Source organism: Algoriphagus sp. A40 (genome assembly GCF_002002735.1).
GTDB lineage: Bacteria > Bacteroidota > Bacteroidia > Cytophagales > Cyclobacteriaceae > Algoriphagus.
In genome coordinates this window covers 205,856-230,117 of the sequence record NZ_MUNY01000045.1, presented here as the reverse complement: position 1 = coordinate 230,117, position 24,262 = coordinate 205,856, and the positions used below count along the sequence as shown (strand labels likewise).

The following is a 24,262-nucleotide window of genomic DNA, read 5'->3' as shown; positions in this document are numbered from 1 at the left end:
AAGTTTAAAAAATCAATTTTATGCCATTAAATGAAATCCCAGTTTCATTCCGCCTGCTTAACGAATTTCTTTTTCGCGAAACTGGATTTGGGTGCTTCGCAAAGTGGGCAGTGATAGTTTTCAGGCAAGTTCTCAAAAGGTGTTTCGGCAGGAATCCCCTGAGTCAAATCTCCATAGTTGGAGTCGTAAACGGTCAGGCATTCCCGGCATTGATAGGCTTCTTTGCTGACCAATTCTTTGGCCTTGACAGGTTTTTCAGGCAGCGTTTTTTCATTCCCCAACTGCTCAAAATAGATTTTACTCAATTCAATGAGTAATTCAGGCAAGTCGGTTTTGTCCACTTCCTGCACATAAACCAAGTATTCCTGAGTGTTTGGGTCAAAGTTCTTGGCATGAAGAAGATTGTATGTGCTCCGGATTTTTAAGCCTTCCAATTTCATGGGAGGCTCATTTTTTTCGATGATGATTGAAGTAAAATAATAGGCTTTTCGGGTGTAATCTGTGATCCCAAAAGTCAATCCATAGGTACTGATGTCATGCTTGTCAAAATAGGAGACCAAGTACTTTTTCAGCTTGATGGCAGATTTGTTATTGACAGGCAAGTGCCAATTGAGCTCAAGCATAGAGTGTCGGACATTGATTCCGTATTTCCCCAAAAGTTTTTCAAATTCCAGTTTGTATGATTCCGCAATTCCTTTAATAATCAATGATTTCCATGGGGTGATCGAAATTTTTCCGATCCTACAATCAGAGCAAAGGTCGCAGAGTGCTTTGAGAAAATCCGTGTAGTATCTGTTGTTTCTCCAATACAATCCCATCCAATAGCTGTCTGATCCGACGCGATTGATTCCTTCATAGTAGGGGAAAGGATAAAAGGGAACCTCCAACGGTTTGTCGACCGTCCGGTTGTTGAGGTCAACTGCATCATTGACCAAGTCGAAGAGAAAGTCAACTGTCTCGGGTTCTTCTTGCAAAATATCCTCGATCGCCACAGCGACTTTTGCCAAATCCCAACTGTAAACTAAGGCAGGAAACATTTGGTTGGATTCCCATTCCGGAAGCCTGACGAATAAATACCAATAGTCCTCATGCTCTGAAGCGATGAAATTCAAATGTCCGGTGAACAATGGGACAAGGCGCTGCCGGGGATCAGTAATGTTGATTTTAAGCTCGGATTGCATCCGGAATTGCTCTAAAATATAGAGGTACCGGTCACCAGTCAGCCAAGGCGTATTTGGGAAAATGTCCGAGGAAACATAGGAAGAAACGATGTTTTCGGCACCTTCTTGATCAGGAGAAATGATCTGAAATTTGTATTGTGGATCTATCGAAAATGCTCCGTCTTCTTTGATAAACAAAATATCCTGACGGGAGCCGAATGAAATGGTATCCAAACCCGCACCTTCAGCAATTTCCAAAATCTGCTTGAGCTCGGCCGGAGAAAGCACTCCACCTTTGACGACTACTCTGGAGAAGGTCTGCTTCATACCTTTACTTTTGCTTGGTTTAAAATCTCCCGTACCTCCGTTTTGCAACTTCCGCAACCCAATCCTGCACCTGTCTGGGTACAAAGGGCTGAGAATTCGGTGCAACCTCCGGCGATCGCTTCCTGAATATTCCCTTCACCAACCCGGCTACAGCTACAGACCAATTTGCCGATTATTGACCGGGTTTCCGAAGATCCCATCAAGAGGGATTTTCGCTTTTCAGAAAGCTCAATCTTGTTTTCAATCAGGCTTTTGAACTCTGCGAATTCACTTTTGTCTCCCATCAAAACCGCCCCGATCAACAGGTCATCCTTGACGATGCACTTCTTGTAATACCTTCTGCTCAGGTCTGTGAATACGATTTCCTCATATCCTTCTTCATTTTCGGGAATGATAATATCGCCGATACTGCAAAGTTCCAGGTCTTTGAATTTCAGGATGTTCATTAGTACCGAACCGCTGTAAGTGCTGCTGATATCTCCCAAAATGAAATTGGATAAAATAGCTGCCTGTTCTTCTGCGGCGGAGGTAATGCCAAAAAGCTGGTTTTCAAATTCGGCGATTTCTCCGATGGCGAAAATGTTGGGGAAATTGGTTTGAAGGTGCTTGTTTACCTTGATTCCGCGACTGCAAACGATGCCGTTTTCCCTCGCGATTTTGATATTCGGCTGAGTACCTATCGCATAAACAATGGCATTGGCCTGGATGATTTTTCCGCTTTTCAGTGTGATGTTCAGGTTTTTGGAAGACTGATCGTCAAATACCGTACTGACCTCGTTGTCGAAATAAATGTGGATTCCACGCTCCTGGACATCCAGTGAAAGCAATTTGCTCGAAACCAGATCCAATTGTCGCTCCATCAGTCGGGAAGCCCGCTGGACAATGGTGACTTTCACATTCGTGTGCTGCAGCGCAGCGGCCAGTTCCAGTCCCAATAAACCACCACCGACGATCACCACATGCTGAACCTCTGCCGGTAATTGGGTCGAATCCAGATAGTTTTTGAATTTGTCGGCATCCTCTCTGCTACGCATGGTGAAGCGACCGGGCAGGTCTAGTTGGGCATCTTTTGGGACAAAAGCCCTGCTACCCGTGGCCAGAATCAATTTGTCGTAAGAATGCTCTTGCCCCTTGCTGTCCCAGACTTTTTGGTTTTCGGGGTCAATTTTTTCAATAGACAAACTCGTATGCAGGCTGATTTTAAGCTTGCTGAGTCCGGCTTCTTTGATTTTCTGAAGTTGCTCCCAGGTGAGTTCTTCGGTTACATATTCCGGCAACAAAACCCGGTTGTAAAAGGGGTGGGGCTCTTTGGAGAAGACATGGATCGAATCCGAGTCATTGTGCTCCCGATAATTTTGAATAAACCGGAATGCGGCTGCACCAGCCCCGATAACCAAGATCTTTTCTTTTGGCTTTTGATATTTGGTGACTGAGACGGTCGTGTATTTGAAGTCCGGTTCTTTGGATTGGGGATCCACCCGGGTGAAGGTCAGGTTATTGGCCCTGTTGAGGTCGTTTTCCAATTGTTTGCCCCAATGCATGGGTAGAAAGACCACGCCATTTCGGATGGATTTGGAGAGTTTAGCCCTGACCCGGACCACTCCGTTTTTGCTTTTTACTTCGACCACATCTCCGTCTTTGATCTTGTAGATGTAGCCATCAAGCTGACTGATTTCCAATACCGGGTGAGAATAGTGAGTCCGTAATCGGGCCACTTTTCCGGTTTTGGTCATGGTGTGCCATTGGTCCCTGATCCGCCCGGTGGTTAGAATAAACGGATATTGGGGACTGATTTTTTCAGATGTATTCTCGATCTGGGCAGGAATGTTGAAGATTGCCTTTTGGCTCGGAGTAAAGAATTTTTTGTCCGAGAAAAGTCGGGGCGTCCCGGGATGACGGTAATCAGGCACAGGCCATTGGATGCTTCCTTCGTTTTTCAGGCGGTCGTAATTGAGATAGGAAATGTCAATGTTGGTGCCTTTGGTCATGGCACAATATTCCTCATAGATTTCCTCTGCATTGGTAAAGTTGAATCCTCTGAAACCCATTCGTTTGGCGAAATCACAGAGGATTTCTACATCGGGTCGCGCTTCACCGGGAGGATTGATTCCTTTGGCCAAATAGGAAATCCGGCGCTCTGAATTGGTCATGGTTCCTTCTTTTTCCAACCATCCTGCTGCTGGCAAAACCAAATCTGCATAAGCTACCGTATCTGAGCGGTGAGAAATGTCCTGGACCACTACAAACTTGGCATTTGCAAAAGCCTTTTCCACATTCCCGAGATTGGGAAGGCTGACCATCGGATTGGTACAAATGATCCAGACAGCTTTCATTTCTCCGCTGGCCAGAGCATCAAACATCTCCGTAGCGGTAAATCCGGGAGTAGGGGAGATTTGGTCCACGCCCCAGAAATCCGCCACATCCTGTCGATGCTGAGGGTTTTGAAGGTCTTTGTGGACGGCAAGAAGATTGGCCATGCCGCCGACTTCCCGACCGCCCATGGCATTGGGTTGCCCAGTGAGTGAAAAGGGTCCGTTTCCGGGTTTGCCGACTTTTCCGGTGACCAAGGAAAGATTGAGAAGTGAAAAGTTTTTATCCGTGCCTATGGAACTTTGATTAAGTCCCATAGCCCACATACTGATGAAGCCTTGGGATTTCCCGATCAGATCACTGACTTCTTTGATTTCTTCAACTGTGATTCCGCACAGTGCTGCGGCCTCTTTCAAAGAGGTCTCCATTACCTGTTTTCGGTAATTTTGAAAGTTTTCTGTGTGGTTTTTTACAAAATTCTCATCGATCAGCCCTATTTCGATCAGCCTTCTTCCGATGGCATTGTATAATATAATGTCTGTGCCCGGAATGATCTGAAGGTGGATATCCGCAAAATTGGCCGAGTCGGTTTTTCTGGGATCGACGACTATGACCTTGACATTGGGATTTTTTTCCTTGTGTTTTTCCAGTCTTCGAAAAAGAATCGGATGGTTCCAGGCAGGATTTGCACCGGCAATCAAAAAGACATCTGCGAGCTCGATGTCTTCATAGGAAACAGGCACTGCGTCCTCACCAAAGGTTTTTTTGTAGGCAACCACCGCCGAACTCATGCAAAGCCGGGAATTAGTGTCGATGTTATTGGTGCCAAGAAAGCCCTTGGTCAATTTGTTGGCGATGTAATATTCTTCGGTAAGGCATTGGCCGGAAATATAAAATCCAACGCTGTTTGGGCCGTATTTCCGGATCAAAGATTTGAAAACGGCCGCAGCTCTGTCTAAGCCTTCATCCCAGCTTACCCGCTCCCGGGGATGGGATCGACTCCAGCGCATTTCTGGATAAAGAATCCGGTCTGAAACGTCATTGACTACGTAGTGGAGGTTCATCCCTTTGGAGCAGAGCATTCCGGCATTGACCGGATGGTCAGGATCACCTTCCACACTTACTTTGGATTGGGGGTTAATTCCTGCAACTATTCCGCAGCCAACTCCGCAATAAGAGCAAGTCGTTTTTATTTTTTTTTGGGAATTCACTTTTAAGAATTTGGCCGGGCTAGGGTAATTTTAAATAGCACTTTCTCCAATTGGCATTTAGGAGAAAGTGCTTTTCAATAATTTCTAATACAATTTAGTCTTCAACCCGAATTAATTCAGGTGTAAGTTGTTCCAATTCTTGTTTTGCGATTTTTTCATCTTCCAGGCTGAATCGGATAATTAAGGTAGCTATTCCCGAAACAACAATCATCAGTCCGATGATCAGATAGCCACTCGAAACTGCCGATGCCGCCGCCGCAGCTTGGGCCGCTTTTGCAGCTTCTTCTCCCAAAAGCTCATTTGCCTGGAAAGCCAGTTTTTCCGCTCCTGCGGACTTGTATTTAAGGAAAAGTGCAGTCAGGAAAGCTCCGAAATTACCTCCGGCACCAACTATTCCTGAGATAGACCCAATTGCTTTTTTATTGATAAAAGGTACTACCGAAAAGGTAGCTCCTTCGGCCATTTGGACAGTAAGACTGAATAGAATCAAGAGGACCATGCCGAGAGCCAACGTCGTCGTTATTGAAAACAAGCCCAACATCAAGCCTTCAGCTACAATGATGGCAGCCAAAAACCAGACTCTTCCTTTGAGCCCGCTTGTTTTTCCGTATTTGTCTCCAAACCAGCCTCCGAGGGTTCTGGCAAAAATATTCATCAAGGCAAAGGATAGGACCAAGTTGCCAGCAGTGATTCTATTTATTCCAAAGGTGTTTTGGAGGTAATCGTCCATGGTGCCGTACACAGTAAGTTCGATCCCAAAACAAGCCGCATAGACCACAAACAAAACCCAAACACGGTAGTCTTTTGCTGCTTCAATGAAGCCGATAGTGTCTTTTTTGCTTTTTGGTATTTTCTCGCCTCTTGCCACCAATTCAGAATAATTTCCGGACGGAGTGTCTTTGGTAAAGAAATAGTAAAGAAACCCAGTCAAAAAACAAATGATGCCGATCACTACCATTGAATACCTCCAGGCATCTGCCTCAGCAATCCCAAAGGCGATCACCAAAGCTGCCAAAAGTGGCATTCCTAGTCTGTTGGCACCGCCGCCCAAATTTCCCCAACCGGCGGAAGTTGCATTTGCGGTTCCTACCACATTTGGAGCAAACATCAAAGAGGTGTGGACCTGAGTAATCACAAAGGAGGCTCCGATAAATCCTGTAAAAAGGCGGCAGAGATAAAACTGCATTGGAGTAGTGACCAAACCGCTAAGAATGACAGGAATTGATGCCAGGATCAAAAGCCAGGTATAGCAAATCCTCGGACCGTATAAATCACACAATTTCCCGATCAACAAGCGGGAAAAAATAGTACCAGCAACGGCCAAAACCACTGAGTTCCATTTTTGCTCTGGAGTAAGTCCCAAATCCCTAACCACATCCGGCATAAAAGGGATGATGCCAAACCATGCAAAAAAACAAATGAAAAACGCGAAGGATGTGATCCAAAAAGTCCGGATCGGCACACTGTTAAAATCTCCCAGATTTAGACCCGTTGCTTTAAGGGTAGCTTGATTTTTCATATTACTTAATTTTATCTGAAATAAAAGTACGTAAATATACGTACATAAAACAAATAATACGTAAAAAATTTTTACAAAAAAGTAAAAAACCCACTCAGAATGAATTGAGTGGGTTTTTGGAAATTTATAAATACTTAGATCCTTCTTAGATCAGGTTCAATTCTTTTGATTTTTGGGTCAGTTCGATGAGATTCTTGACATTCAGTTTTTTCATGAGATTAAACCGATGTACTTCTGCTGTTCGTCTGCTGATTTTCAGGGCTTCGGCGATTTCGTTGTTTCCCTTTCCGTCCAGGATTAATTCGAGGATTTGCTTTTCACGGTTGGTGAGAATGGAAATTTCTTCGGTGGTGCTGAGTGGTTTTGGTTCGACCCTGGATTTACCTCTGACAAAATTGTCGATGATAATCTCCGAGATGTCTCCCGAAAAATACTTTCCACCAGCTGCAATGGAGTGCAAGGCTTTGAGAAATTCCGCCTTGCTGCTGCCTTTGAGCAGGTAGCCGTCTGCTCCAGACTCAATGGATTCCACCACGTACTCTTCTGAATCATGCATGGACAAAACCAGCTTTTTGACTTTTGGGAAATCTCTGCTCAGGTTTTTCACTACTTCAATCCCGTTCATCACCGGCATTCTGATGTCCACAATCAGGAGATCGGGCTGGTCTTGGGCAATTAATTTCAGAGCTTCTTTTCCGTCTGAGGCTTCAGCAACAACTTTGAATTCAGCTTCATTTTCCAGCAGGGACTTAATTCCATCGCGGACGAGCTCATGGTCGTCCGCCAGGACAATTCGGGTTGGGTTCATCGTTTCTAAAGTTATTACGTAGTAAAGTAAGGAAATTTTACGTAATCAGGGTTCAAAAATTAAACCAACGGAATATTCAGGGTGACTTTGGTTCCTTTTTGCGGGGAAGAATTGATGAAGAGCCGGCCATTGATGTATTTAATCCGCTCCTGCATAAAAGTGAGTCCCATTCCTCCGTCTTTGTCCGGTTTGGGTTTCAGGGCTTTCTTGTCAAAACCCTTTCCATTGTCATCAATCGTGATACTGAGGATTTTTTCACTGTGAGAAATTGTCACCAAAATAAGGGTAGATTCTGCATATTTGATCGCATTGTTGATGGCTTCCTGGGTGATTCGATAAAGGTTGATTTCGACCAAAGAGTCCAACCGGCGGTTGAAATCAGACTTGTTCATCAGGATAATGTCTTTACCTGTGAGCTTACTTAGTTCCTGAGTAAGTTCGGTCAGGGCGGGCACAATGCCGTAATCTTTGAGTTCAGGAGGTGTGAGGTTAAAAGTAGCTGTGCGAACGCCCTTGATGATATTTGTGGTCAATTCCTTCAGTTTTTCGAGTTTGACTTGCGCTTTTTCGCCTTCGCTCAGGTCAACACTTTCCAGCAAATATTTCAACCCGGTGAGCATCTGACCAATTCCGTCGTGGATGTCTTTGGCGATACGGTTTTGCTCGTTTTCCTGGTTTTCGATGATCTGCCGGCTGAGGACATTCTGCTGGAGCATCTTTTCTTCAAAGCTTTCTTTGGTCAATTGCTGGACTTCAAGTTGGGCTTCTTTGCGCTTGGTGATGTCCAGACAGATGATGATTAGCTCGGAAATTTCTCCAGAATGAAATGGAATCATAGAAAAGTCAAGCCACAGATCCTGTCCGCTCGGGGCAGTGGCTTTTAATTCCCCCTGCCAACCTGACTTTTTGTTTTCGGAAATAATCCTGTCAATGGTCAAACGCTCATTTTCCTGTTCGGTAAGCACATCCGAAAATTTGGCGTTTTGATTGAACTTCTGAAACTTGACCAGCTTTGCAAAGCGGTCTCCGATGTGAGTGATGTGTCCATCTGGAGTGATTCTTGCAAAAAGCAAAATTTGATCCATCGCCTGGCTCAAAGCGCGAAGTTCACGAACGGATTTTTCTTTTGCCTGACTGAGCAAATCGGCATCCTTTGCCATTTTGATGGCTTTTTTCTCAGCTTCCATCAATACCCTGATACTTGCCTTCATAGCTTTGGCCGAAGGCCAAAAGATGATCAAAAACTCAGCAAGCAAAACCAACAAAGTAAAAAGCGTTATGATCAGTTCAAGTTGCTTTAGACTTTCAACTTTTTCCTTGGCTTCAAAATCATATTGGTTTACGATTTCCTCCATTTTGGTCAAAAACTCACTTGAGCTGCTCAGGATGTTGGTGACTGAACTCTGAAATGCCAGTGAATCCCCGATGTTTTCTTTGGAAAGCTGAATTAGGGAGTTGGTGTTGGAGACGATGGTTTCGAAATGTGGCTGAATTCCCTCGAACATTTTTGAGATTTCCGGGCTGTTTCCGGGATTGAGCCCCAAATTTTCATCACCAATTAGCAAGGCATTGTGTGCTCTTTCCCAGTCGGTTTTGGTTTCCAAAAGGGTGTCTTCAAGTGCTCTTCTTTGAAAGTCAGATTGATCGAGGGATAACAGCAATGCCTCTTTGCTTAGCTTTTGGCTGAGCATCCGCTGTCGACCTGCCACATTGACCAATCGGCTGTCATCCTCCTGATCGGCCAGGTATTGTCTGATCAAAATCTGGCTGGTAATCAATGAAATGGCGATTGCGCCGAGGGCAATAATGTAAAGACGTCTGAGTCTGTTGAAGGTATCCCGATCGAGCGTATTGGTATTCTCAGTCATTGCTGTCGAATAGTGCTTCCTGAATGATGCGAAGACTTTGGGAGGAAAAATTGAGTTGGAGGGCGGCTTTTTGGCCTTTTTCGGACATTTTGGCCCAGGTTTTCTTTAGGATGTCTTTAATTTTTTCAAACTCATGCTTGGCTACAAACTCCTCAAAGTAGTATTCCAGAAAAACCAAACAGACGACATCTTCCAAAATCTGGGTTTCGAAGTCGGTTTTCAGTTGTTTTTTTCGGATCAGGAATTTGACTTTGGAAATAAAAGCCTCCTCATAGCCAAATTCCTCCAGAAGCTTGCCGGCCATTTCTGCATGCATTTTTTTGAGATCCTCTCGCCAGGTGAGATATCCAGTCCTGTCCATGGGGTATTCGGAACGCTGGATCTTCCATCTGCCGATGTGCTGGGCGCGGGCTGCGATTTTCAAGTGTTCAGCGGCATCCGGTGCAAATTCTCCCAGTTTTTTAGTCATCCGGTGGGAATAAAGCAATTCCTTTGGAAAATCTTTCCCTTTCCAGGATTCTTTGGTCGGATCTTCAGAGTTGATTTGGTCTATCAGCTGGATGGCTTTGTCGAATCGGTTCATTCAAAAGGAATTAGTCAGCAAATCCAATATAGACAATTCCGCCTTCAATTTTGACGGGATAGGTGGCGATACTGTATTCTTCGCCGTTCAGATTGGAGCCGTCTTCCAGTGAAAAGGTCTTTTTGTGCATCGGGCAGGCCAATTTTGGAATTCCTCCAGCGTCACCGATCAGTCCCCGTGACAGGACCATTTCCATTTTGTGGGGACAAAGGTTTTGGCAGGCGTACCACTTTTGAGTACGGGTGAAATGATAGACGGCAATCTGTCGGGAATTGTATTTGATGCAGGCTCCGGCGTTTTCAGGAAAATCATTTACTGCGCCAACTCTGATCCAGGAAATCACCTCGGACGGTTGGACGGTTTGATATAGGCTCACAATTTCTTCCATAGGTTCAAAAGGATTTCAATTACCAAGGTCTAGGCATTTTTTGTTCGCGAAGGGGCACAAAGACCAATTGGTCATCAGATTCTTCTGTATTGACAAAAGGCTTAAATCTTTTCATGGTTTCAGGATCTTCGATCGCTTCTTTCCATTCACAGGCGTATTTTTCGACCAATCCATCCATTTCATTTTCAAATTCCTCAGCCATGCCGAGGCAATCTTCAACCACCACTTTTTTCAGGTATTCTATTCCACCTTCCAGTTTTTCCAACCAAGTGGAAGTTCTGATCAAAGGCCCTGCAGTGCGGATGTAATAGATTAGAAAACGGTCTAAGTATTTGATGCAAGTGTCATCGTCCAATTGGGAAGCGAGCAGAATGGCGTGTTTGGGATTGGCACCGCCGTTTCCGCAGACATAGAGGTTCCAGCCTCCTTCAACAGCGATTACTCCAAAGTCTTTGCCTCGGGCTTCGGCGCATTCCCGAATACACCCCGAAACTCCGCCTTTCAGCTTGTGTGGAGAACGAAGGCCTTTGTAACGCTCCTCGATCCGGATGGCAAAGCTCACGCTGTCATGCATTCCAAACCGGCACCAGGTTGAACCTACACAGCTTTTGACTGTTCTTAGGGACTTGCCATATGCGTGTCCGCTTTCGAATCCGGCATCGATGAGTTCTTTCCAGATCATCGGTAATTCATTGAGTTGCGCGCCGAAAAGATCAATTCGTTGACCTCCCGTGATTTTGGTGTAGAGGTCGTATTTCCGGGCAACTTGGCCTAAAACGACCAATTTCTCGGGTGTGATTTCTCCACCCGGAACTCTTGGAACGACCGAGTAGGTGCCGTTTCTCTGGATGTTGGCTAGGAAGCGGTCGTTGGAATCCTGGATCGCCACCTGCTTGTTGGCTGTTTCCATGAAGATGCTGGCGAAAATCGAGGCCATGACCGGCTTGCAGATTTCGCAGCCGTGGCCTTTTCCGAAATGATCCAGGGCTTCATCGTATCCTGTAGTGTTGTTCAATTTGACCAAGTCAAAAAGTTCCTGTCGGCTGTATTCGAAATGCTCGCAAATGGTTTCTTTGACCTCTTTGCCAAGAGATTTCAAAGTTTCCTTGACCAAATCCACCACCATTGGCTTACATCCTCCACAGCAAGTTGAAGCTTTGGTCTGCTTGATGACTCCTTTCAGATCTGTGCATGCTCCGCTTTTTAAGGCCTCGCAAATCGATCCCTTGTTTACAGATTCGCAGGAGCAGATTTGTGCAGAATCTGGTAGGTCTAGTACTGATCCCAAAAGGCTTTTTGAACCCGGTCCACGCTGACCTAGTATCAGGTCTTCTGCGTTTTCGGGAAGTTTCATTTCATTGATGTAAAGCTGAAACAGGGAGTTGTAGTCAGATGAATCACCGACCAGGATTCCGCCCAAGAGCTTGCTTCCGTCTTTGCTGATATTGATCCTTTTGTAGATCCCACGCTGCTTGTTTTCATAGCGAATGGCTATTGCGCTTTCACCCTCAATAAAAGGGTCCCCAAATGATGCTACTTCTGTTCCGACCAGCTTGAGTTGGGTGGACATGTCGATCGAAGGGCTCATGAGTTTGGATCCGCCCAGGATTTGATCCAGTGCAACGCCGGCCATTTCGTAGCCGGGAGCTACCAGTCCATAAATATTTTGATTGTAAAGGGCGACTTCTCCGATAGCATAAATACCCGGAACGGAAGTTTCCATTTTATTATTGACAAGCACTCCGCCGCGTTCACCTATTGCAATTCCGGAGTTTTTGGCAACCTCATCCCTTGGCCGGATCCCCGCTGAGATGATGATCATGTCTATAGGAAGTGTAGTGCCGTCGGTGAAATCAATTCTTTCCACTTTGCCTTCACCCACGATTTCTTTGGAGTTTTTTCCCAAATGGATCTTCAAACCCAAACTTTCGATCTTGGATTGCAGAAGGTCACTTCCGCTTTGATCCAATTGCCTCGGCATAAGTCTCGGTGCAAATTCGACCACATGGGTCGTCATGCCCAATTCCTTGCTGGCATTTGCAGCTTCAAGTCCTAGAAGTCCCCCACCCAAAACTGCTGATTGGAAACGGCCCTTTGCTTTGAGTTTATCGGCGTAATTCTGAATGGCCTCCAGGTCTTCAATAGTACGGTAGATGAAGATTCCTTCTTTTTCTGAGCCTTTGATTGGAGGGATAAAAGGAAAGGAGCCTGTCGCCAATACCAGGTAATCGTAGTCAAAGGATTCTCCTTTATGGGTTAGAACCTTTTTGTTTTCCGTGTCAATCCAGGAGATGAGTTCAGAGGTCCTCAGGGTAATGTCGTTTTCCTGATACCAGTTTAAGGGTGCCAAAAGCAATTCGTCAGCGGATTTCAGACTGAAGTATTCGCTTAAGTGAACCCGATCGTAGGCGGGCCTGATTTCTTCACCGAAAACCAGGATGTCAAACTGATTTCGACTTGGATGAGCGATCAGTTTTTCGCAAAACTTGTACCCTACCATTCCATTGCCGACCAAGATTATCCGTTCCATATCTACGTAATTTTAATTAAAAGTAAGTAAATATACGTATGTAAAAATGAGAATTGCAAATAATGATTTGATTTTGTAAGTAAAAAATCTAGAAAATGTATAAAAAAGGCTCTAAAAAACTGTAAGTACTTTAAGTAGGAGTGAGGTTGGCGGATTTAAAAATCCTTCAAAAAAAGGGGAGGAGGATGATTTGCTGAAGGAATTGCTGAGAGGTGCCAAACTTAAAAAGTATTTGCTGGCAATTAGCATTTATGAATTGTGGAAATTTACCCTTATTCCTGAAATTAAAACACCTGTCAGATTTTGGAAATCTGACAGGTGTTTGTTTAAAAGTTTTTCAGAAAAAAAGCCCAAATCTTACAGAATTGGGCTTTTTTAGACTTGCAGAGGGTGGGGGGAATGAACCTGGTCGTTATATTGCTGATAATCAGTTGTTTAATCGGAGTCTAAATTTGAACTACACGAATTACGAAACTTGATAATAAGCAATTTAATCTTGTAATAATATAATATCTGAAAGAACTTGTTTCTGGAATAAAGATAGTTTTTTTGTTTTAAAAAGTAAAAAGTTTTCAGGCTTTTGACCTGACCCAATCAGGAAGAAAACTTAAATACTTTAGCATAGTCTCTCCGCCAAGGCTGTATGATAGGGCGGTTTTCTATCATTCCCCGGATTTTCAGATCTGAAACACATCTATAGTAATTAACGATGGCTGATCTGACCGCACCCGACGAGAAATTGAAGGGTGAAATGGATAAGACGAATGCGAATGTCAAGAACCAACGTACCACAGATGATTGCAAGCGGCCTCATGTATTAAAGGTGGATTTTCCATTTCTTCGGAGATTTTTTTAAAACCGGATAGAAGTGAGGATACTTTCTGTTCTAAGCCAGACTCAATTCTCACAACTTGAATTCAAGTGATCTTGCAAAATCATTATTTAACGAAAATATTTTAAAAATATATAAGCTGAAAACCAATGCCTTAGGTTTTTGTTAGTTTTTGATAATAGATAGCAATAAATCAATTTTAATGTAAATCAAACTAACTAATATGCGGTTGGAATAGCTCAATAATTTTTTTTACAAATTCCTATACCCAGTACAGGGTATTTTTTATTTCTGACATTTTTATCGATCATTCCATCGGTTTTGAAATAGCGGCGAGTGTCTATATATATTATTTAACTGATGGTAAAATATTTTATTGCTTTGTGTGCTTTTTTTTGGATTGTTTCAAGTTCATCTGCCCAGGAAAAGATCAAAGTGACTTTTCCTTTTTCCAAGATTGGATTTGATTCTTTGATAAATTCAAATCCCAACTTAGATTCCTTAGTAAGTGTATATAAACAACTTAAGCAGAGTATTCCTGATACATCATTTATCCGTGGATATTCAGAAAAGCTTGACACAACATTGGTGAAGAAAGCCTTTAACTCTCAAGTTCCTGATTCGACTTTTGTTTTGGATGGAAATCGATTTTTTAAAAGTCTAAATCTGGACGATTCACTGGAGCTGAATTTATTTGATTCAGCGTATTCTGATAAAATCATGATTGAAGTAAGTGAACTTGAATCCCCTGGGTTAAGGGAATTACCGGGTTTGATGGATTCTGTTTTAAGACCTTCTTCTTTCAATAATGACCAAATCTTACCCAGTCTTGTCAAGATTCCAACGGGCTTGGGAGATAAATTTGGCACCGTCAAGGCACAGTTTTCTGAATATGTTGATTCAAATTTCGACCCAAAAGGACTGTATTCTGACAGCGCTGCTGTTGGAAAATTGACAGACGGTGCCTTCGCGTCCCAGTATTTCACGGATAGCGTCGCCTTCCCTGTTGCCTTGGATGATTTGCCGAAGTTGGATTCCTTGAACGTCCGAAACTTTGTGGATGGCATGCTTTCAGACAGTCTTAAGCAGATCGACATGAAATTGCAAGAGTTCTTGCTACCGGATGCGGATTTAGAAATACCTTCCGAAGAGTACCTCAGGGAGAACTTCTTGTCTGATACTTTGCTGAATAGGTATCTCGAAACATTCTCGATTGACAAGCCTGAATTTGCCGGTTGGGACAGTGACAAGATTACAGAATCAATTCGCAATGAGCTTCCTCCGGTACCGGAGTTTGAAAAAGAATATCAGGCCCTTTCCACGCGGATTGTCAGCCTTAAGGACAGGGATCTGGTGGACAGTGTCCGTAACCTGGTGTCCCGGAAACTTTACAGCATCAAAGATGAAGTCCAGGACTCCTTGAGTGTGTATCTCATTGCCGAAAAGGAGAAACTCAAGGATAACCTATTTTTTGAAGGACTTGTCAATGCCGAGGAATATGCTGGAGACCTGTCTGTTACGGACTTCTCCGGAAGCCTGGGAGTTAAGGTGAAGCAGTTCTATGAAGTAGGAGTAGGGCCTGAAATCGGTGTTTTGGGTGGGGATTTTTCAGCGATAGGCGCGCGGTTTTTTGCTAGAAGAGAGGTGTTGGAAAACAAGCTGTTTGCCGTAGTTGAAAACTCCTACCGGAAAGGATCAGGAGTTCCCGCCGATTTGGAACGGATAGAGCAGCTTTATTCCAATTGGAAGATAGGAGCGAGCACGCTTTTCAAGCTTTCTCCCTCGGGGAGCACCAAACTGAATTTCCAGACGCTGTTGAACCCCCAATATCTGAAGAATACGTATTCGAATCTTGTTGATTTCAGATTCGGGATTTCCAAACTATCCAAGAAACAATGAAAACAACCATACTCCTTAGTTTGATGTTTTTCGGGATATCTCCTGCATTTGCCCAGCAGTACGATGAACTTGAAAGTCACTTCAGACTCGCTGACACCACAGTCTATTATGTACACCTTAACGCGGTCCAGGGTGGTTTTGAACAAATTGCTTACCACGGCGGGCGGATAGGGGTCATCTTTGACGATAAATTCGGCATGAAAGACTCCGTCCATGTGGTTTTGGAGAACAGTTCGGATCAGAATTCAAGAAGCTACGTTTTCCGCAAAAATTTTGGACATAACCGGTTTTTACTTGAAAACGCGGATCTGAGCGGACTTGAAGAACCGACGATTTTTGGCCTTTCCCTGGTAGATGATATGGGGAAAAAATATACCAAGGATTTGCTGATCGATCCTAAAAAGGATGCAGTGCCGGTTGAGGCAGAGATCGTCAAATCACCGATTACCATCGATTGCCAAACTCCTTCCAACACCTTGATTGAATTTTTTAGTGAAGTTAAAGGGGGTAAAGCCCCATTTTTAATCGAGTGGAAGTTTTCAGGAAGTGATTCGGATCATGAAAAACTGCTTCCGATCCAGGGATATAGCAGTGGAGTTCTGGTGGATCTAGCTCCACCTTACCAGATTCAATTGAAAGTAACTGATTCCTGTGGAGAGATCGCGTACCAGCTGGTGAATGTGGCCTGTGATGCATCCCGACCAAACTATAATTCCATCCTGTTCAACGTGGATCCTACGCGAAAGCGAATAATAGAAAAATAATCTCCTACCAATCTTATTACCATTATATGTCTTTGTTATACAAAATCAGAAAAGGTATTGCCCTTTTTTTGCTGCTGATTTTTTTGCTTCCCATAGGCTCGAATCAGGTTTTTGCGCTAACCTCAGGACCGTCTGCTCCTGAGTTTAATGGGTTTTCATCGATCGGAACCAGTGAAATGGTGGATCCTTTTACCGGTGATTTTTCATACAACATCCCGTTGTTTGATCTGCCAGGTCCCAACGGTGGATACCCTTTCAATTTAACCTATGCCGCAGGCGCACAGATGGATGACGAAGCGTCTTGGGTGGGGTTGGGATGGACTTTGTCTTCGGGTGCCATAAATCGCCAATTGAGAGGATATCCGGATGAATTTCAGGCGGATACTGTTTACAATACCGTTTCGATGGCTCCCAACGTGACAGTAGGAGTGGAAGCGGGATTAGGTGGAGAAGTTTTTGGATTTCCGGCGTTGAAAGGAATTGGATTGGGGGTCTATAACAATACTATGAATGGGCCCGGATATTCATTGTCCGCAGATATCGGGTTGTCCAAAACAACTAAATCCGACCAAATCGGAAATTTTGGACTAAATCTCGGATTGGATTTTGATTCAAACAATGGCGGTTCAATAGGGGGTGGCTTAACTTATGGGACAGAGTCGCATCAGATAGGTTTAACGGGCGCATACAATTCCAAATCAGGGATGTCCTCCATGGGATTACATGGATCTCACAAATATAAGATAAAGAGTACTCAGGAGATAGGTACCAAAGGTTGGGTTACCCCTAATGTTTCTTTCGTACATCCGACTTATTTCCCTCAAAATCCATTTCCGATGAGCCATACCAGTTTTTCTGCTATGGTGAAAATAGGTTTTGGTATTTCGGGCATTTATGCAAAAGGCTATGCGTCGGGATATTACAATGAAAGTAAGTTTAAATATGATAAGAAACGGATTGGGACCCCTGCGTACGGGTATGCGAACTTTGAAAAGATAGACGTCGAATCAGATTATTTGGTCGATTTAAACAGGGAAAAGGATGGAATGATCAACTCCTTTTCTCCAAATCTGGCGATTCCCCATTTAACCTATGATCTTTTTAATGTTTCAGCTGTTGGAATCGGAGGTTCGTTTCGGGCTTTTAGGAACGACTATGGGGTAGTCCCGGAAAGTACGGTTAAATCCTCGTCTATTGGCATTAGTGGAGGGGTGGATATTGGCCCCCCCAGTCATGGTGGAATAAATCTCACACCGAGTTATTCGGAAAATAAGTCCGGGTTCTGGACCACGGGAGCTGAGTATGTCAAAAATTTCTTTTTTAACAAGATTGCCGAAGAGGATGCAGTTCCCCCCGTTACCTACAGTTTTGTAGGGGACCGAAATGTCTTAAATCAGACTTTGTTCGATAAAACCGGAGGGACAAATCCTGTTTCAATCGGAATTCAAAACAATTACCCGAGCTACCAATTGGCAAGCAACAAAGTGGGGTACGCGTCAGACCTGACCCTGCCTTTCGGTCAAAAGATGAAGTTGGATACCAGACAGAATATTACTCCTTTGTTAAACAGGGATATTTTGAAAAACAATTCCAGCCTGGTTTCTGAATTGAGTATCCAGTATTTCGACAAAAACAATAATCTGGTTAGTCTGGACAGATCCCAGTTTCCTGCCCATCATATTGCCGGATATATTGTCACCGATCAAAATGGCCTAAGATATACTTTCGGATTACCGGTGTATAATATGGTCCAGGAGGAATACAGTTTTAGCACGGATTCTACCAGAGTCGTGAATGAAATATTTACTGACGTAGCATCAGTGAACAATCAGCCGAACTACCAGGTAAACGGCACTAAGAAATATTATAAAAAAACAGAGATTCCGAAATATGCCCATAGCTATTTGTTAACCTCCATTCAGGGGAATAACTATGTGGATGTGACCGGGGACGGGATCTCACCGGATGATCTGGGATACTGGGTGGAGTTTTCTTATCAGAAGATTACAGACGCTGCAAATTTATATAAATGGAGAGACCCCTATACAAAAGCCCACTACAACCAGGGGTATGCTACGGATAAGCGGGATGACGAAGGGACTTTTTCCTATGGGGAAAAGGAAGTGTATTTTTTGAAACAGGCGGAAACAAAATCCCATATCGCCAAATTTGTTTTGGATGCAACGGACCGGCTTGATGCACGCGGAGCAAATACCAGGTTCCAGGATACCAATTCCACGCTGGGAATGGCACTGAAGCGGCTGAAGGAGATTAACCTGTTTACAAGGGCTGGGGGCGAATCGGTGCCTTTGAAGAAGATTAAATTCGATTACAAATACACCTTGTCCGGTGGACTTCCCAATTCGGTCGGAGGAACAGGCAAGTTGACCCTTACCGGCTTGGTGATAGAAAATGGAGGGAATTCTATCGGAAGTCAAAATCCGTACAAGTTTGTCTATTCTGCTTTTAACCCGACCTACTCACAATATTCAAAAGACAGGTGGGGGAATTACAAGCCTCAGGCCGTTGCCGGAGAATCCAACATCAAGTGGCCTTATGTGATTCAGGGAGATGAAAACCTGCAGAACCAATATGCGAGCGCCTGGAATCTGACCAATATAACCCTGCCGTCAGGCGGAACAATCAGAGTGGACTACGAAGCTGACCGGTATGCGTTTGTCCAGCATGAGAAGGCCAGTGAGATGGTAAAATTCTCCATGCCGGGTACTGAATCCGGGAACAGGCTAGTGTATTCATTTAATCCGGACAGTACAGTTCCCAAGATTCGGTTTCCTTTGAATCAACCGATTACGGGAACGCTTTCGGCGACAGATCAAAAGACCGAGGTGATGAAGTACCTCGATCTCGAGTCCAGAGAGGTGTATGTCAAACTGGATGTAAACCTTAGAAAGTCGCAGGAGAAACTTTTTGAAACAATTGAAGGCTACCTAAAAGTCAATCTATCCGCGCCAATGACACTTGTCACAGATGGATCCGGCGCTTATGCTTTCGGGGAATTTGAACTGGAAAAGATTAATAATGTCCACCCATTTTCCGCTTTGGCGTGGAGTCACATAGAAATGAATCAACCTTGGCTGGCCAACATCACCAAGAATTTTTCTCCTACCAGTTCCAAGACAGAAAGACTGAATCTGATTCGGGGACTTGCCGGGATCGTTGGGTCGATCAGGCAGACAATTTCGGGCTTCAACAACTATTGCAAACAAAACCAATGGGGCAGGGAGATCAACCTCAAACTGTCAGGACTGAGGATTATGAATACGGATGGCTCCAAACTGGGAGGTGGCCACCGGGTTAGACAGATCACCATTCATGACAACTGGCAACATCATGCCGAAGGATATTATGGGCAGGTATATGACTACACCCATACTGAAAACGGTGTTGTTAAAAGCAGCGGTGTTACTTCTTATGAACCGTTTGTGGGTGGGGAAGAGAATACGCTCAGGAAATCAAAATCCTACAAAGAAGTCCGGAAATTAAAAAGCGATGCCAATTTATACTTTGAGTATCCCGTTAATGAAAGCTTGTATCCGTCTCCGGTGGTCGGCTATTCGGAGGTGAAGATATTGAGTTTGCCGGCTGCAAAAAAAGCGGGATATGCCCTGCTCGGAAATGTGGTGTTTCCGGAAGGAACGCAGGCAACTTATGGAACTTCCGGGATGAAATTGCTTTCGTTTTATACCGCCCGGGACTTTCCGGTAATCCCCCTGGAGACTGAAATAATGAAAAGGGTATATAGTCTTCCAAGTATACCCAATCCATTTGTAAAAGTTCAGATCAATAATCTTACTGCAAGCCAGGGGTATGGGATACTATTGAACGACATGCACGGCAAGCCAAAATCTGAGGAGGTTTTTGCCCAATCAAACACGGGAGGTTTTAATGCAGAACCGATTTCCTGGACAAAATACCGTTACAAGGCAGATGTAGAAGTGCAGAACAGGAACAAGGTTTTTAAGCTGAACAATCAGTTTTCTACAAAAGGTGAGAAAATGGTCTCTCTTCTTTCCGAGCAGGGCTCGGAAGATGAAAACCTATATTATGGGTATCAATCTGATTTCATCGTGGATGTCAGGGAGATTTTGGACAATACTTCTTCCGTTGGGTTTGGTGCCAACGTAGATTTTCTTTTTGGGTTTATACCATTTCCGGTTACAACCAAGTTTAATAGCGCTGTCCGTGTTGAAAACAAACTCCGTACGGTGGTGACCAACAAAGTGATTTATCAGCAGGGAATACTGGAATCGGTGGAATCATCCAATCTTGGCTCTAAAATCCTGACGCAGCACCTCCGATGGGATGTGCTGACCGGGAGTCCGGTCCTGCAGAGCGTCAACAACAACTATGAAGCTCCCATTTACTTGTTAACGATTCCTGCATACCACAACTACAGCGGAATGGGACCAGCAAATGCGAACAGCGGGTTTAAGTTCTCGGTGCCGAATTTTTCTACAAGCCCTGAAAACAGCAGTGAATTTAAATTCAAAACCTCTTTTGCCGTAACGGCACATATCCAAAAAGGCGATGAACTTTTGCTGTACCAGACAGTCGACGGTATTCCCATCCCACTGACAAAGGCGATTTACCTGGGAGTGGTCAACGGGGACCAGATGGTGTATTCACCGCTTCAGGATCTGCAAAACTATCCGAACCTGGAAGCAAAGGTGTACCGGTCAGGGAATCGGAATATTCTCACGGCAACCACGAAAAACATTACCGCTTTGGAGATCCCGGAGACAGGGGCTTCTGTAGTCCATTCTAAAAACGTTCTCATTCCACTTCCCCAAAAGATTAACTAAATGAAGGGTTTATACATCATGATTGTGCTTGGAATGGCACTTTTACAGGGTCTTTATGCCCAGTCCGGCAAGTTACTCAGCAAGGAACGCCTGGATAGCCTCAAACTGGAAATGAAGGAAAAAACACTTCGTGAAATTCAGTTTAAATATGTCGCCCCGCACCGGCAGCTGAACAGGAGAAAAGACAATGGGGGTTCAGCAAATAAGGGAAATCCCAAATCATCGGGAGTAGAAACCCGAAGTGCTGTTTTAGCGGTGCCGCCGCCCTCCGTTTCTGAGTTTACAGCACTGAAAGATATTTTTAATTCAACGACCGGATCCGGTTGGAATGATAAAACAGGCTGGGTAGGGACTGGGAATCCGGTTGATGTGAGCGGTTGGGCGGGTGTAGAGGTAGATCCTGCCGGGCACGTTATCGCTCTGGATTTGTCTGCCAATAATCTGGTCGGTCCGATTCCGGCCTCTATCAGTAACCTTACTTATCTCAAGACTTTAAACCTGGATAACAACAAGCTTTCGAATTCTATTCCTGTTTCGTTTAGCTCTATGACAGGCTTGAATCATCTGATTCTCAGCAACAATGTTTTGACCGGTGGATTGCCACATCAACTGGGAAGTATGACCGGTTTGTTGAATTTGAATGTGTCAAACAATCCCCAACTCGGAGGAACTATACCAGACACTTTTGGCAATTTGACCCAACTCCTAACATTGTTGCTTACATACTCAAATATTGACGGTCCCATACCTTCAAACTTGCGTTATCTTCACTCGCTTCAACATCTGTACCTGACCGGTAATAATTTAAATAATTCAATTTTTTCAGAAATCAATGAAATGTCTTCGTTGAGAGTTCTTCAGTTGGGAGACAACAACCTTTCAGGTTCGGTTCCGGCAACAATCTTACAACTGCCCTATCTGGAAGAACTTTATTTGTATGAGAATAACTTTATAAGTTCTCTTCCCACTGGTTCTCCGGTTTTTTCGGGCCTGAAATATTTTGTCGCTTATGCAAGTGGATTGTCCGGATCTGTGCCGGAGTGGTTTTCGGGGCAGAGTAAGCTTCAGCTCTTTAACATTGCCTATAATAATTTTTCCGGCACACTTCCGAATGAAATATTCCTTAACTATGCGCCCAAGCTTGAGTTTCGTGTAAACAACAATCCGGCATTGACCGGTTCTTTGCCCTACGGTGTAAGCGGAGTGACCGGATTGGTTGATATTTCCTACTGTAATTTCTCTTTTTCCGATTTTATATACCCATACAGGGAGTTTAAAGGAAGTTCCTTTACCTATGCCCCACAACTTTTGGTGGATGAACTTAGGAGTCATTCTGTGAGAATAGGATTTAAAAAAACATTTATTGCCGATGTCGATAGGGGGCTTTCCCGACCAAATGCTAAGTATAAGTGGTTTAGACTGGTAAACGGAAATGAAGTCGCCTTGCAGCCTGACTTTACTAGATATAACTATACCTACACTACAGGCTATCTTACAGACAGTGATTTTGGTATTTACTATTATAAAGTTAGCTATGACGGTGCCCCGTTGCTTACGCTTCAAAGTAAAAATCAGGCGCTGAACAAGGATACTGCTTCTTTGGGTTCGGTCTCCATAGATCCCTATGATGTCTATTGCGGCGTTGCATTCGATCCGATAGCTAACCTGGTCGAGGGATGTTCACCTGTTTCCTATGAATGGACTTTTGGCGACGGCGCAAGCTCTACAGACAAAACCCCGGTCCATGTTTACGGTGCCAATGGGACCTATAACGTTACCCTGAAGGTTTACCTGAAATGTGGCGATACGATCCTGTTTAATTTGACAACCACTAAATCGGTGAATTTTCAGTCTTCCGTAGTTTCGGGAGCCGATTTTGTCGATGAATTAATTCGGGATACCACGATCACCAGCAATCAGGTTATAAATACTTCGATCCAGACATTTTCCGATAATTGGCAAAGGAGTTTTACCAAAGAATCACTGGATGGATTAAACAGCTACTTGAATGGCACTTCCGGTAATTGGGAAGGATTATCCACTTATTTCTTTGATTCGGAGAGAACCCAGACCCCAGCTCCTAATCTGTCACAGGATGGAACCTACCAATCTAACGGCTTCTCTTACAGCTATTCTGATTACGACATAGTTCCCGGTTGGGTCAGATCCAGTACTACAGGCACCTTTAGCGAGGATGGTTTGGCTGAAGAATCCATGGATGCGTTGGGGATTTATTCTTCCAACCTCTATGGATACAGCGGGGCGAATGTCATCGGATCAGTGATGAACGCAAAACGGGAGGAAATATTGGTGACTGATTTTGAGGATATTTCCTCGTCTGTGATAGGAAACTGGCGGTTGTCCCAGAATTCAAACCACAAAATATTTTCCGCAGAGATCATCGGCATGAACAGGTTTGTAGCGCTGATTGATATTCCAATGGATAAAATCAGCGATTTTAATACTGTGTCACTCATTGCTCCTTCTGACATTAATGGTGTGCTGCCAAATTACAATGACACGCCCATTATCTGTAAGCAGGCGGATCCGAATGATCCGGGTAAGACGGTAATAGTAATTCCCATCGGAAATCTTCCTGATTCGTTCAGGAGGTTGTATAAACGTGCGATTTTTAAAGTGAGCTTAAGCACTCCTGAAACATTGGTTTTTGATTCCAATTTTGCACACACCGGAACCAGAAGCATGAAGATTGTCAATGCTACAGAGACTATTTCCCAGGACTTGATTAAGCTGGCAGAGGGAAAACAGTATAGTTTTTCTGCATGGGTTTCTGATGGTGTCAGTTCGGCAGATGCGATAGTTGACCCCAATCAGTACATCGAAGTAATCACCGAAAGCCAGGCCGGAGTTTCTCTGGGATCCCAAAGAATATATCCTGAAAATGCCTCTATTGAAAAATGGCAACGGGTTTCAGGCTCCTTTACAGTTCCTGTTGGGACAAAGAGAATCAAGGTGAAATTTTCGAAAGGAGCTTCATCAGCCCTTTGGGTGGACGATGTGAGGATTTTGCCAGCTGACGCCATGATGAAGTCCTATGTGTATGAAGTAAACACGCTGCGGCTTGCGGCTGTACTGGATGAGGATAATTTTTCTACCACCTACCATTACGATGAGGCGGGTAATCTCAGGTTACTGAAAAAGGAAACTGAGACGGGAGTGGTGACCATCACGGAGGTCGAGCACTATTTAAAGGCTAATCCACTTGTTCCCTAATCAGTA

At 44.1% G+C, this 24,262-nt stretch carries 12 protein-coding genes; 4 read left to right on the top strand and 8 right to left on the bottom strand.

What is annotated here, in order from left to right:
* Window positions 1-44: 44 nt before the first annotated feature.
* The 8 genes from B0E43_RS08450 to nirB all read right to left on the bottom strand — a co-directional run bounded on the left by B0E43_RS08450 (window position 45) and on the right by nirB (window position 12,704).
* The gene (locus B0E43_RS08450; protein ID WP_077348571.1) at window positions 45-1,487 is read right to left on the bottom strand and encodes a rubredoxin; all 1,443 of its coding nucleotides are present in this window, start codon (window positions 1,485-1,487) and stop codon (window positions 45-47) included.
* Window positions 1,484-5,008: a nitrate reductase gene (locus B0E43_RS08445; RefSeq protein ID WP_077348569.1), complete on the bottom strand. Its 3,525-nt coding sequence runs from the start codon at window positions 5,006-5,008 to the stop codon at window positions 1,484-1,486. Before B0E43_RS08445 ends, B0E43_RS08450 begins: the two co-directional genes overlap by 4 nt.
* A 94-nt stretch (window positions 5,009-5,102) precedes the next feature.
* A complete protein-coding gene (locus B0E43_RS08440) occupies window positions 5,103-6,527 on the bottom strand; it encodes an MFS transporter (protein WP_077348567.1) in 1,425 nt (474 codons plus the stop codon).
* Window positions 6,528-6,672: 145 nt separating this feature from the next.
* Window positions 6,673-7,335: a response regulator transcription factor gene (locus tag B0E43_RS08435; RefSeq protein WP_077348565.1), complete on the bottom strand. Its 663-nt coding sequence runs from the start codon at window positions 7,333-7,335 to the stop codon at window positions 6,673-6,675.
* Between the two features lie 59 nt (window positions 7,336-7,394).
* Window positions 7,395-9,203, bottom strand: a complete 1,809-nt coding sequence (locus B0E43_RS08430; RefSeq protein ID WP_077348563.1) for an ATP-binding protein — start codon at window positions 9,201-9,203, stop codon at window positions 7,395-7,397.
* Window positions 9,196-9,786, bottom strand: coding sequence for a DUF4202 domain-containing protein (locus B0E43_RS08425; protein WP_077348561.1), 591 nt, complete (start codon window positions 9,784-9,786; stop codon window positions 9,196-9,198). The genes B0E43_RS08430 and B0E43_RS08425 overlap by 8 nt, the downstream gene beginning before the upstream one ends.
* A gap of 10 nt (window positions 9,787-9,796) precedes the next feature.
* On the bottom strand, window positions 9,797-10,174 hold the full coding sequence (nirD, locus tag B0E43_RS08420) for a nitrite reductase small subunit NirD (RefSeq protein ID WP_077348559.1): 378 nt from the start codon (window positions 10,172-10,174) through the stop codon (window positions 9,797-9,799).
* A gap of 19 nt (window positions 10,175-10,193) precedes the next feature.
* On the bottom strand, window positions 10,194-12,704 hold the full coding sequence (gene nirB, locus B0E43_RS08415) for a nitrite reductase large subunit NirB (RefSeq protein ID WP_077348557.1): 2,511 nt from the start codon (window positions 12,702-12,704) through the stop codon (window positions 10,194-10,196).
* A 1,552-nt stretch (window positions 12,705-14,256) separates the two neighbouring features.
* Between nirB and B0E43_RS08405 the strand changes: the two genes are divergently transcribed.
* From B0E43_RS08405 to B0E43_RS08390, 4 genes are read left to right on the top strand one after another with little or no spacing between them, the layout of a single operon-like run.
* Entirely contained in the window at window positions 14,257-15,435 is a 1,179-nt protein-coding gene (locus tag B0E43_RS08405; protein ID WP_139352708.1) for a hypothetical protein, read from the top strand.
* A complete protein-coding gene (locus tag B0E43_RS08400; protein ID WP_077348551.1) occupies window positions 15,432-16,199 on the top strand; it encodes a hypothetical protein in 768 nt (255 codons plus the stop codon). The genes B0E43_RS08405 and B0E43_RS08400 overlap by 4 nt, the downstream gene beginning before the upstream one ends.
* Window positions 16,200-16,225: 26 nt before the next feature.
* Window positions 16,226-21,022, top strand: coding sequence for a hypothetical protein (locus tag B0E43_RS08395; protein ID WP_077348549.1), 4,797 nt, complete (start codon window positions 16,226-16,228; stop codon window positions 21,020-21,022).
* Window positions 21,023-24,256, top strand: a complete 3,234-nt coding sequence (locus B0E43_RS08390; RefSeq protein WP_077348547.1) for a PKD domain-containing protein — start codon at window positions 21,023-21,025, stop codon at window positions 24,254-24,256.
* Window positions 24,257-24,262: the final 6 nt, after the last annotated feature.

Bases quoted from the DNA above. Each gene is read 5' to 3' on its own strand.
- B0E43_RS08425 (WP_077348561.1), bottom strand. From the start codon at position 9,786: ATGAACCGATTCGACAAAGCCATCCAGCTGATAGACCAAATCAACTCT.
- nirD (WP_077348559.1), bottom strand. From the start codon at position 10,174: ATGGAAGAAATTGTGAGCCTATATCAAACCGTCCAACCGTCCGAGGTG.
- B0E43_RS08435 (WP_077348565.1), bottom strand. From the start codon at position 7,335: ATGAACCCAACCCGAATTGTCCTGGCGGACGACCATGAGCTCGTCCGC.
- B0E43_RS08440 (WP_077348567.1), bottom strand. From the start codon at position 6,527: ATGAAAAATCAAGCTACCCTTAAAGCAACGGGTCTAAATCTGGGAGAT.
- B0E43_RS08405 (WP_139352708.1), top strand. From the start codon at position 14,257: ATGATTGAAGTAAGTGAACTTGAATCCCCTGGGTTAAGGGAATTACCG.
- B0E43_RS08390 (WP_077348547.1), top strand. From the start codon at position 21,023: ATGAAGGGTTTATACATCATGATTGTGCTTGGAATGGCACTTTTACAG.
- B0E43_RS08450 (WP_077348571.1), bottom strand. From the start codon at position 1,487: ATGAAGCAGACCTTCTCCAGAGTAGTCGTCAAAGGTGGAGTGCTTTCT.
- nirB (WP_077348557.1), bottom strand. From the start codon at position 12,704: ATGGAACGGATAATCTTGGTCGGCAATGGAATGGTAGGGTACAAGTTT.
- B0E43_RS08395 (WP_077348549.1), top strand. From the start codon at position 16,226: ATGTCTTTGTTATACAAAATCAGAAAAGGTATTGCCCTTTTTTTGCTG.
- B0E43_RS08430 (WP_077348563.1), bottom strand. From the start codon at position 9,203: ATGACTGAGAATACCAATACGCTCGATCGGGATACCTTCAACAGACTC.
- B0E43_RS08400 (WP_077348551.1), top strand. From the start codon at position 15,432: ATGAAAACAACCATACTCCTTAGTTTGATGTTTTTCGGGATATCTCCT.